We start from the raw sequence: 10,193 nt of genomic DNA, 5'->3' as shown, positions 1-10,193 counted from the left end.
CCAGGGCTCCGATGTTTGAGGTCTCCACCCTGTCAGGCTGCACTACCGTTCCGCGGCAACTGGGACATTTCTACTTTGCAGACCCAGTGACATTTCTACTTGGTTGCAACACATATGGCGGTGACTGCATTCGTCACAAACGCCCCCAAAGAAAAATCGCAGGACTTTCATCCTGCGATTCCAAAACCCCAGAAAGGTTTCCCTTAGTAAAACGCCTGCAATCCGGTTTGCGCGCGTCCAAGGATCAAGGCATGCACGTCATGCGTTCCTTCATAGGTATTAACCGTCTCAAGATTGACCATGTGGCGGATCACCTGAAATTCCAGCGAAATACCGTTGCCGCCATGCATGTCACGGGCCATGCGTGCGATCTCCAGCGCCTTGCCGCAATTATTGCGCTTGACGATCGAGATCATCTCGGGCGCTGCTTCGGCCTGATCCATCAACCGACCGACGCGCAGGCTGCCTTGAAGTCCCAGCGCAATCTCGGTCTGCATGTCGGCCAGCTTGCGCTGAAACAACTGGGTTTGGGCTAAAGGTTTATCGAATTGCTTTCGGTCCAAACCATACTGACGCGCGCCGTGCCAGCAAGCCTCGGCCGCCCCCATTGCGCCCCAACTAATACCGTAGCGCGCACGATTCAGACACCCAAACGGACCTTTCAAGCCTTGCACATGCGGTAACAGAGCGTCCTCGCCCACTTCGACACCGTCCAAAACGATCTCGCCGGTGATTGACGCGCGCAAGCTCATCTTGTTTTGGATTTTCGGCGCGCTCAGCCCCTTGAGACCTTTATCCAGAACGAACCCGCGAATTTTATCGTCATGCGCATCGGACTTGGCCCAGATCACGAAAACATCCGCAATCGGAGAGTTCGAGATCCACATTTTGCTGCCGGTCAGACGGTAACCGCCATCAATCTTTTCGGCACGGGTCTTCATACCGGCCGGGTCCGAGCCCGCGTCCGGTTCAGTCAGGCCGAAACACCCAATCCACTCACCGCTGGCAAGTTTGGGCAAGTACTTTCGACGTTGGTCTTCGCTGCCGTAAGCATAGATCGGGTACATCACCAATGAGCTTTGCACCGACATCATCGAGCGATAACCCGAATCCACACGCTCTACCTCACGGGCGACCAAACCGTAGGAAACATAGCCGCCGCCCAAACCGCCGTATTCCTCAGGGATCGTCGTCCCCAACAGGCCCATTTCACCCATTTCCCGAAAGATTTCCGGGTCGGTTTCTTCGTTCTGAAAGGCGTCGGTGACTCGCGGTTGAAGTTTTTCCTGCGCATAAGCCCGCGCACTGGCGGAAATCATCCGCTCGTCTTCCGTCAACTGATCAGACAGGCGGAACGGATCGTCCCAGGCGAACTGCCCCAAGTCCGGTGCATCTTTGGCGCGCAAGGTGGGCTTCGTGTCAGGGGCGTTCATGGTCTATCTCCGGTCCAATTTCTTGGGCGCAACCTAACCTGACGGTCCCTCAAATGACAGTAAGAGATTCGCAACTTGGCATGAGTTTTTCTCATAGTTGAATGAGAATGCCCCCTACCCTTTATTTTACCCCAGAGCGTAGCCTGCTCCACGCACTGTGCGAACGGGATCTTCGCCGCCATGCTGCGTCAACGCTTTGCGCAGTCGACCTATATGCACGTCTACGGTGCGGGTATCGACATAGATATCGCGGCCCCAGACCCGGTCTAACAACTGTTCACGGCTCCAGACACGGCCCGGCTTTTCCATGAACGTGCTCAGAAGCCGGAATTCTGTCGGGCCTAGCTTCAGAGGTTTACTGTCACGGCTGACCTTATGTGTTTCGGAATCCAGAATGATGTCGTCAAACTCCAGCCGGATGCCAACCGTGGCCGGACGGACCCGGCGCAACTGAGTGCGCACCCGCGCCATCAGTTCAACAACCGAATAGGGCTTGACCACGTAATCATCTGCGCCGGTTTCCAGACCGCGCACCTTGTCGACCTCTTCCGTGCGGGCCGATAGCATAATGATCGGAATAGAGCGCGTATCAGGGCGGGATTTCAGCCTGCGGCACACTTCGATCCCGCTGAGATTGGGCATCATCCAATCCAGAACAATGATGTCCGGATTGTCCTCATCGACCAACAGCATGGCTTCGTCACCACTGGCGGCTTTGGAAACACGGAAACCTTCAGCTTCAAGGTTATAGGCCAGCACTTCGCGTTGGGCCAATTCATCCTCGACAACAAGAACGGTCGGTTGGTCCGCAGACATCGGTCAGATCTCCTGAGGGGTGTGCGAGGTGATATCGGCCTTGGGGCGCGCCTCGGCCGGGCGTTCGCCGGTCACCAGATAGACAACCTGTTCGGCGATGGCGGTGACATGGTCGCCCATCCGTTCAATATTCTTGGCGATGAAATGCAAGTGCATACAGGACGAGATGTTGCGCGGGTCTTCGGCCATAAAGGTCAGGAACTCGCGGAACAGGCCGTTATACATCTGGTCGACTTCTTCGTCGCGGTTGATGACATCGGTCGCCAATTCCGCGTCCCGTTGGATATAGGCGTCCAAGGCATCCCGCAGCATATGTTCCACCTCGCGCGCCATGCGGCGCAGGGCGGCGGCACTGCCGTTGATCTCGCCCGCATTGACCAGAACCGTGGTCCGCTTGGCGATGTTTTTGGCATAGTCCCCGATGCGTTCCAGATTGCCCGAAACCTTCAGAACTGACAGAACCAGACGCAGATCGCTGGCCGTGGGCGCACGCAGCGCGATCAGGCGGGCGGTTTCTTCGTCGATCAACTCTTCCAGCGCGTCGATCGCTTTGTCACCGGCGCGGACCTGCTGGGCCAGTTCCTCATCGCGCGATTCCAGCGATCGGGCCGCGCCCATGATGGCAGCCTCGACCAGACCGCCCATCTTCATGATATGGGCCTGTATCGCCTCGAGATCGCGGTCGAAAACGGATGCAATATGTTGTTCGCTCATAGTCAAATCCCTGTCCTCAACCGATCCGGCCGGTGATGTAGCTTTCGGTGCGGGGATCTTCGGGGTTGGTGAAGATCTGGCCTGTCTCGCCAAATTCGACGAGGTTCCCAAGGTGGAAAAATGCTGTTTTTTGGCTAACCCGCGCTGCTTGCTGCATCGAGTGGGTCACGATCACCACCGAATAGCGCGAGCGCAGCTCATCAATCAGCTCTTCGACCTGCGCGGTAGCAATCGGGTCCAGGGCCGAGCATGGCTCGTCCATCAGCAAAACCTCAGGCGCGGTTGCAATGGCGCGCGCGATGCACAGGCGCTGCTGCTGACCACCGGAAAGACCGGTGCCGGGGGCGTCCAGACGATCCTTGACCTCATCCCAGATCGCACCGCGACGCAGGGATTTCTCAACGATCTCATCCAGTTCCGCTTTGTTCTTGGCCAGACCGTGGATACGCGGACCGTAAGCCACGTTGTCATAGATCGACTTGGGAAACGGGTTCGGCTTTTGGAACACCATGCCCACCTTGGCGCGCAACTGAACTGGGTCGACGCGCTTGTCGTAGATATCCTCGCCGTCCAGCAGGATGTCGCCCTCGACCCGGCAGATGTCGATCGTGTCATTCATCCGGTTCAGGCAGCGCAAAAAGGTGGACTTGCCGCAACCCGACGGGCCGATGAATGCGGTCACGGTCTTTTCTTCGATCTCAACATTCACGTCCTTGATGGCGTGAGTGTCGCCGTAATAGACCTGAACCTTGTTCGCGGCGATCTTGATAGCTTTGGAGTCCACGGCTCTCTCCACTCGTGTCATGTCGTTCATAATAAGCCCCTTACCAGCGGCGTTCAAAGCGGCGGCGCAGGAGTACCGCGATGGTGTTCATTGTCACGAGGAAGATCAACAGTATGATGATGCCCCCCCAAGCACGTTCGTAAAAAGCAGGGTCAGCGCGTTTGGACCATTCATAGATCTGCGCCGGCATAGCCGAGTTCGGCGACAGGAAACCCGCCACAATCCCATCCGGCGGGTTCGAGGCGATAAAGCCCACCATTCCGATCAGCAGCAGCGGCGCGGTTTCGCCAAGCGCCTGTGCCAGACCAATGATTGTTCCGGTCAGAATGCCCGGCGCGGCCAGCGGCAGAACGTGGTGGAACACGGCCTGCATTTTCGAGGCCCCTACCCCAAGCGCGGCATCCCGGATCGACGGCGGAACCGCCTTGAGCGACGCGCGGGTCGAGATGATGATCGTCGGCAGTGTCATCAGCGTCAGCACCAGACCACCCACCAGCGGGGCCGAAGTCGACAGATGCATATAGTTGATGAACACGGCCAAACCCAGAATACCGAACACAATCGACGGTACAGCAGCCAGGTTCGAGATATTCACCTCGATGATATCCGTCAGCCGGTTCTGCGGCGCGAATTCCTCAAGATAGATCGAGGCGGCCACGCCAATCGGCAGCGCCAAAGCCAGCACCACGAACATCATGAACAACGATCCCAGCATCGACACGCCGATCCCCGCAGCCTCGGGCCGTTGGTCGGACGCGTCCGCCCCGAAGATGAAATCGGGGTTAAACGCCTTGTACAGTACGCCCGCATCCCGCAGTTGATCCACGAAATCCAGTTGAGCGACCGTGATGCTTTTGTCATTGGCGATGGACTCGCGGGTCACGCGGCCTTTCATGTAGCCATCGACGCGGCTGTTGACCAAAAAGCGGAAGCTAACGGTATTTCCGATCTCGTCGGGGTTCTTGATGACATAGTTCCGCAGCTCGGCCTGAGCCGCTTTGGACAGGATCTTGCCCATCTCTTTGGGCTTCAGGTCGGTTTGGATACCCAGCTCTTGCACTTCCGTCTCAAGTGCCGAGGCGATCAGCGGGGCGTATCCGAAGGTCGAGACCTTTTTGATGTCTTCGATATTGCGGTTGCCCTTCTTGTCCAGCTTGTCGGCCTTTAGTTCGACATTCAGCTCAAGAAACGTCTGCTGAAACGCGCCGGTCCCCGCAGTCACGATATTCGTGACCAGCACGATCAGCATCAGCAGGCCGATACCGATAGCGGCAATCCCGTACAGTTTGAACCGTCCCTCGGCCGCGTTACGGCGTTTGGTGCGCGCGTCTTTCTCGAACAGTGAGCCACCTTTGGGCTTCGCAGCAGGAGCAGCGCCTGGGGTTTGGGAAATATCGGTCATTCGTACTGCTCCCGGTATTTGCGTACGATATAAAGGGCGAAGATATTAAGCCCCAGCGTGATGATGAACAGGGTCAGACCCAGCGCAAAAGCCACCAGCGTTTCAGGGCTGGCAAAGTCGGTATCGCCGGTCAACTGGCTGACGATCCGGGTTGTGATGGTGGTCATCGCCTCGAACGGGTTGCCCGAGAATTTGGCGATTGCACCGGCGGCCATCACCACGATCATCGTCTCACCAATGGCGCGGCTGGCGGCCAGTAGGATCGCACCCACGATCCCCGGCAGCGCTGCAGGCAGAACCACCTGACGCACGGTCTCGGATTTGGTGGCACCCAGCCCCAGAGAGCCATCGCGCATCGACTGCGGCACCGCGTTGATAATGTCATCGGACAGCGAGGACACGAACGGGATCAGCATGATACCCATCACCAGACCCGCTGTCAGCACGGCGTTGGAACTGGCCATCCAGCCCACGCCCAACATGCCGCCCTCACCAAACATCGACACCAGCGCGGGGCCGACTGTCAGCAGGGCAAACAGACCGTAAACGATGGTCGGGATACCGGCGAGGATTTCCAGCAGAGGCTTGGCAATCGAGCGGGTCGCACCGGATGCGTATTCCGACAGGTAAATCGCCGCGAACAGGCCAATCGGCACTGCCACCAACAACGCGATCACCGAGATATAAAGCGTGCCCCAAAGTAACGGCAGGATCGACAGCTCGGAACCACCTCGGAAGTTGGGCGCCCATGTGCTGCCAAAGAAGAAATCCTTCCACGAATGTAGCTGGAAGAAGTTCAGCGTCTCAAAGAACATCGACAGAACGATGCCCACGGTGGTCAGGATCGCGATGGACGCGGCCAACAGCAACAGCGCCAGAACGCCCTGCTCCACCACGTTGCGGGCGCGGAATTCTTTGTGCGTGCGGATATAGGCAAAGGCCGCGCCCAGCAGCGCAACGGCCAGCACGATGACCTGCATCGTAACCGTCCCGGTCGATGTCATATTGCGGTACTTTTGCGCCGCGATCAGGATCGGCTGAGAAATCTCTTGCGTCAGAACTTGTCCGGCGTCTTTCAATGTTGTCGTCAGCTGTTCAATATCCGAATTCGCGTCCTGCGCTTGCGCTTCGGTCATTGCTCCTGCGGCGACTGCCCCTTCCAGCCCAACAGCCACGCGGCGCACTTCGCTCATGATTAGGCCGCGATCTGAACCCTCAGGGATAGACTGCTCGGGAATGAGGCCGGAAACCGTGCTGTTCACGATCATCGGCTGAACCAGAAGCCAGACAATCAGAACGCCCAATGCCGGGACCAAAGCTGTCAGGGCGACATTGTAGCCATAATAGGACGGTAACGAATGCAATTCGCGCGCGTCTCCTCCTGCGCTTGCCAAGGCACGGGAACGGCCCGTGAAGAAACCGATCACTGCCAGCGCAAGCAGGATAAGCAGCAGCCAGGATAATGCCATGAGAGCTCCGATGGTATCGCAAGGGGAGGAGTCAAAAAGAACCGGGGCGCGAATAATACGCCCCGGTTCCGTTCACAAGATTGATTAGGAACCGCCGCCCAGAACGGTTTCGTTCGCAACGGTTTCCTGTACTTTCGCCAGTTCAGGATCCGAGACCAGACCGTACTCGGCCAGCGGGCCGTCGGGACCTGCGATCTCGTCTGCGACGAAGAACTCAGCGTATTCTTTCAGGCCTGGGATCACGCCGATGTGGGCTTTCTTCACATAGAAGAACAGCGGACGCGAAACCGGATACTCACCCGAAGCGATCGACTCGGTCGAAGGAACGATACCGGACATGGTCGCAACTTGCAGCTTGTCGGTGTTGTTCTCGTAGAAGGCCAGACCAAATACGCCGATGCCGTCCTTGTTGCTGTCGATGCGGGCCAGAGTTTCGGTGTAGTCGCCGTCGATGTCGACCGACACGCCGTCGGTGCGCAGAGCGATACAGGCTTTCTCGGCCGCTTTCTTCTTGGCCTTATCGCTGTCGCCTTCTGCGGCGGCTTTGTAGACGTCGAAATCGCCCAGATGCTCGCACCCGGCCAGGATCACCTTGTCTTCGAACACTTCACGGGTGCCGTGCTTGGTGCCGGGGATGAAGGCCGCAATCGGCTGTGCCGGGAACGCGGGGTTCACGTCGGCCCAGGTTTTGTTCGGGTTGTCGACCAGCTGGCCGTCCACGACGATCTGAGCGGACAGGGCTTTGTACCAGTCTTCCGGGGTGAACTCGAACGAGTTGCCGTTGATGTCGGATGCGAACACGATGCCGTCATAGCCGATCTGAACTTCGATGATGTCAGTTACACCGTTTTCGGCACAGGCTTTGATTTCTTTTTCGCGGATAGCCCGCGATGCGTTGGCAACGTCGATGGTGTTTTCGCCAACACCTTCACAGAAGCGCTTGAGGCCAGCGGACGAACCGCCCGATTCAACAACCGGTGTCGGGAAGTCAAAGTTTTCACCGAAGGCTTCAGCAACGATCGAAGCATAAGGCAGAACGGTCGAGGAACCGGCTACCTGAACCTGATCACGAGCAGCGGCAGCAGTGGCCGAGATTGCAGAGATGGCAAGAGCCGAAGCCGACAGTTTTACAAAGGACATTTCAGTCTCCCTGAAAGGATAGAATTTGATCACCCCCATGATGATCCTGCGGCACCCCTAAGAGCCGTGCGTAAGTCTTTTGTGACAGGTTTGTAACGCTTTTATGACAAGTTACTTTGTTTGAAGGTGTCGTAACGGAAATAACGTGAGTTAGAAATTAAAAACTGTTCGGACCCGAACAGATAGGAAACCGAATTATCGCGGCAAAATAACTGTAAACACAGAACCTTTTCCAAGGTCACTTTCCACGCGCAGGCGACCCCGGTGGCGGTTTACGATATGTTTCACAATTGCCAAGCCCAACCCGGTTCCGCCCAGTTCGCGCGATCTATGACTGTCGGCGCGATAGAATCGCTCAGTCAAACGCGGCAGATGTGTCGCATCGATTCCCGGCCCTTTGTCGATAACCTGTACCCGCACAGCAGGGCCACGCATCGCCGTATCCCGTTCCGAGGACGTGATGCGCACCTCGACCACTCCGCCGCTGCCGCCGTATTTGATACCGTTTTCGATCAGGTTGGTGAAAACCTGACGCAACTGGTCGCTGTCACCAGTTAACGTAACAGGCCCCTGACAAGCCGAAAGGGTCAGTTGGACACCCGCGTCCTCGGCCAGCGGGCGTACCGAGTTCAGAATCGACTGCAACAGTCCCGTCAACTCCAGTTGCTCTTTCGGACGGACACGCTCTTCGCTTTCAACTCGGTTCAGCGACAGCAAGTCGCCGACAAGCCTGTTCATGCGGTTGGCTTCGTCGGTCATGATCTGAAGAAATCGCTCGCGCGCGACGGCATCGTCACGGGCGGGTCCCCGCAGCGTTTCAATGAATCCCATCAAGGCAGTCAGCGGAGTTCGCAGCTCGTGACTGACATTGGCAACGAAGTCCCGGCGCATTTGACCGGCTTGCTCCAGATGGGTGACGTCCTGAAAGATGGCCAGCACCGCACCGCCAGAAACAGCTCCGACACCCTTCATATATCGGCACTGCACTTCGAAGGTTGTGTCCTGCGCCCCGTCATTTGCCAGATGGCGCGTTTTCGCCGGGCCTTTTGTCCGAAGGCTCTGCTCCATGGCTTCGATGACCTGAGGCTGTCTCAGAATCGTTGCGAAATGCCGGCCCTCGATCCCCGCGCCAAGCAAGGTTTTGGCATCCGTGTTCGCGGCTATAATGCGTTCCGTCTGATCAACCATTAAAGCCGGCATTGGAACGGCCGAGACAAATTCGGAAAGCTGGTCGTTTGACATGGAATCAATCCCGTGACGGTGATCAGACCGCCTTCATGGTGTCCCGGAACTTACGCATGTTGATCTGATAATGCAGGGCGCTAAGGGTCAGTCGCTGTGTGGCCGCATCATCCAACTGGCGCACGACCTTACCCGGCGATCCCATCACCAATGAGTTATCCGGGATCTCTTTGCCCTCTGTAATCAAAGCCCCTGCCCCGATCAGGCAGTTCTTGCCGATCTTCGCCCCATTCAGGACGATCGCCCCCATTCCGATCAAAGAGTTCTCGCCAATCGTACAACCATGCAACATGACCTTGTGGCCAATGGTGCAATTCTGGCCGATGGACAGCGGAAAGCCGGGATCGACATGCATGACGCAGTTTTCCTGCACATTGCTGCCCTCGCCGACGCGGATTTCCTCGTGGTCGGCGCGAAGGGTGCAGCCGAACCAGACCGAGGCGCCCTGCTCCATCACCACTTTTCCGATCAGGTTGGCATCCGGTGCAACCCATGTGTCATCGTGAATTTGCGGTGAATGCTCACCAAGAGCGTAAATGGTCATGACAGGCCCTCGAATTCGTTTTGGAGCGCGCGAACGTGGTTTTGAAGGCTCGGTTGCTGAATGCGGCGCATGCGTTCGGCGCTGACGATGGTCTTCAGTTTTTCTTCTGTCGAGTCGAGATCGTCATTGACCAGAACGTAATCATAATACCCCCAATGACTGATCTCATCCCAGCTTTTGAGCATCCGCTTGGCGATCACATCGGCGCTGTCCTGCCCTCGACTTTCCAGACGACGGCGCAGTTCAGGGATCGACGGTGGCAGGATAAAGATCGAAAGCGCGTGTTTGCCGAGGTCCGAGTTGCGGATTTGAACTTCACCTTGCCAATCCACGTCGAACAAAACGTCTTTACCGCTGTTGATCGAGTCGCGGACCGGCCCGGCGGGTGAGCCGTAGAAGTTACCGAAAACATGCGCGTGTTCCAACATCTGGCCTTCTGCGACCTGCTGTTTGAACGCATCCTCTGTCAGAAAGAAATACTCACGTCCGTGTTCTTCGCCCGGGCGCGGGGCGCGGGTGGTGGCCGAGACCGAAAACTCCAGATCGGTATCCCACTGCATCAGCCGCTTGGCCAATGTGGATTTGCCTGCACCGGATGGCGAGGACAGAATGATAAGTAGGCCGCGTCGATCCGCCATTTGGCGCTCCT

Annotated in this window: 10 protein-coding genes; all 10 read right to left on the bottom strand. The window is 57.3% G+C overall.

Annotated features, from left to right (window positions below; genetic code table 11):
- Positions 1–203: 203 nt before the first annotated feature.
- Positions 204–1,433 (bottom strand): acyl-CoA dehydrogenase, encoded by a 1,230-nt coding sequence (locus tag ACR0MS_RS06580; RefSeq protein ID WP_480570867.1) that lies wholly within the window; start codon positions 1,431–1,433, stop codon positions 204–206.
- Between the two features lie 126 nt (positions 1,434–1,559).
- Positions 1,560–2,249 carry a phosphate regulon transcriptional regulator PhoB gene (gene phoB / locus ACR0MS_RS06575; protein ID WP_480570864.1) on the bottom strand — a complete coding sequence of 230 codons (690 nt, stop codon included), beginning with the start codon at positions 2,247–2,249 and terminating at the stop codon, positions 1,560–1,562.
- 3 nt (positions 2,250–2,252) lie between these two features.
- Positions 2,253–2,963 (bottom strand): phosphate signaling complex protein PhoU, encoded by a 711-nt coding sequence (gene phoU, locus ACR0MS_RS06570; RefSeq protein ID WP_480570861.1) that lies wholly within the window; start codon positions 2,961–2,963, stop codon positions 2,253–2,255.
- Positions 2,964–2,979: 16 nt separating this feature from the next.
- On the bottom strand, positions 2,980–3,777 hold the full coding sequence (gene pstB, locus ACR0MS_RS06565; RefSeq protein ID WP_171121437.1) for a phosphate ABC transporter ATP-binding protein PstB: 798 nt from the start codon (positions 3,775–3,777) through the stop codon (positions 2,980–2,982).
- A 10-nt stretch (positions 3,778–3,787) separates the two neighbouring features.
- Entirely contained in the window at positions 3,788–5,149 is a 1,362-nt protein-coding gene (pstA, locus tag ACR0MS_RS06560; RefSeq protein ID WP_480570858.1) for a phosphate ABC transporter permease PstA, read from the bottom strand.
- A complete protein-coding gene (gene pstC, locus ACR0MS_RS06555) occupies positions 5,146–6,618 on the bottom strand; it encodes a phosphate ABC transporter permease subunit PstC (protein WP_480570855.1) in 1,473 nt (490 codons plus the stop codon). Before pstC ends, pstA begins: the two co-directional genes overlap by 4 nt.
- 84 nt (positions 6,619–6,702) lie before the next feature.
- Positions 6,703–7,758: a substrate-binding domain-containing protein gene (locus ACR0MS_RS06550; protein WP_480570852.1), complete on the bottom strand. Its 1,056-nt coding sequence runs from the start codon at positions 7,756–7,758 to the stop codon at positions 6,703–6,705.
- A 195-nt stretch (positions 7,759–7,953) separates the two neighbouring features.
- Positions 7,954–9,000 (bottom strand): ATP-binding protein, encoded by a 1,047-nt coding sequence (locus tag ACR0MS_RS06545; RefSeq protein WP_480570849.1) that lies wholly within the window; start codon positions 8,998–9,000, stop codon positions 7,954–7,956.
- Between the two features lie 22 nt (positions 9,001–9,022).
- Entirely contained in the window at positions 9,023–9,544 is a 522-nt protein-coding gene (locus ACR0MS_RS06540) for a gamma carbonic anhydrase family protein (protein ID WP_480570845.1), read from the bottom strand.
- A complete protein-coding gene (gmk, locus tag ACR0MS_RS06535; protein WP_480570842.1) occupies positions 9,541–10,182 on the bottom strand; it encodes a guanylate kinase in 642 nt (213 codons plus the stop codon). Before gmk ends, ACR0MS_RS06540 begins: the two co-directional genes overlap by 4 nt.
- Between the last annotated feature and the right edge of the window lie 11 nt (positions 10,183–10,193).

The organism is Ruegeria sp. CJ2 (assembly GCF_056536745.1).
This window is presented reverse-complemented; position numbering and strand designations above follow the sequence as displayed.

Bases quoted from the DNA above. Each gene is read 5' to 3' on its own strand.
- pstC (WP_480570855.1), bottom strand. From the start codon at position 6,618: ATGGCATTATCCTGGCTGCTGCTTATCCTGCTTGCGCTGGCAGTGATC.
- gmk (WP_480570842.1), bottom strand. From the start codon at position 10,182: ATGGCGGATCGACGCGGCCTACTTATCATTCTGTCCTCGCCATCCGGT.
- phoU (WP_480570861.1), bottom strand. From the start codon at position 2,963: ATGAGCGAACAACATATTGCATCCGTTTTCGACCGCGATCTCGAGGCG.
- pstB (WP_171121437.1), bottom strand. From the start codon at position 3,777: ATGAACGACATGACACGAGTGGAGAGAGCCGTGGACTCCAAAGCTATC.
- pstA (WP_480570858.1), bottom strand. From the start codon at position 5,149: ATGACCGATATTTCCCAAACCCCAGGCGCTGCTCCTGCTGCGAAGCCC.
- phoB (WP_480570864.1), bottom strand. From the start codon at position 2,249: ATGTCTGCGGACCAACCGACCGTTCTTGTTGTCGAGGATGAATTGGCC.
- ACR0MS_RS06550 (WP_480570852.1), bottom strand. From the start codon at position 7,758: ATGTCCTTTGTAAAACTGTCGGCTTCGGCTCTTGCCATCTCTGCAATC.
- ACR0MS_RS06540 (WP_480570845.1), bottom strand. From the start codon at position 9,544: ATGACCATTTACGCTCTTGGTGAGCATTCACCGCAAATTCACGATGAC.
- ACR0MS_RS06545 (WP_480570849.1), bottom strand. From the start codon at position 9,000: ATGTCAAACGACCAGCTTTCCGAATTTGTCTCGGCCGTTCCAATGCCG.
- ACR0MS_RS06580 (WP_480570867.1), bottom strand. From the start codon at position 1,433: ATGAACGCCCCTGACACGAAGCCCACCTTGCGCGCCAAAGATGCACCG.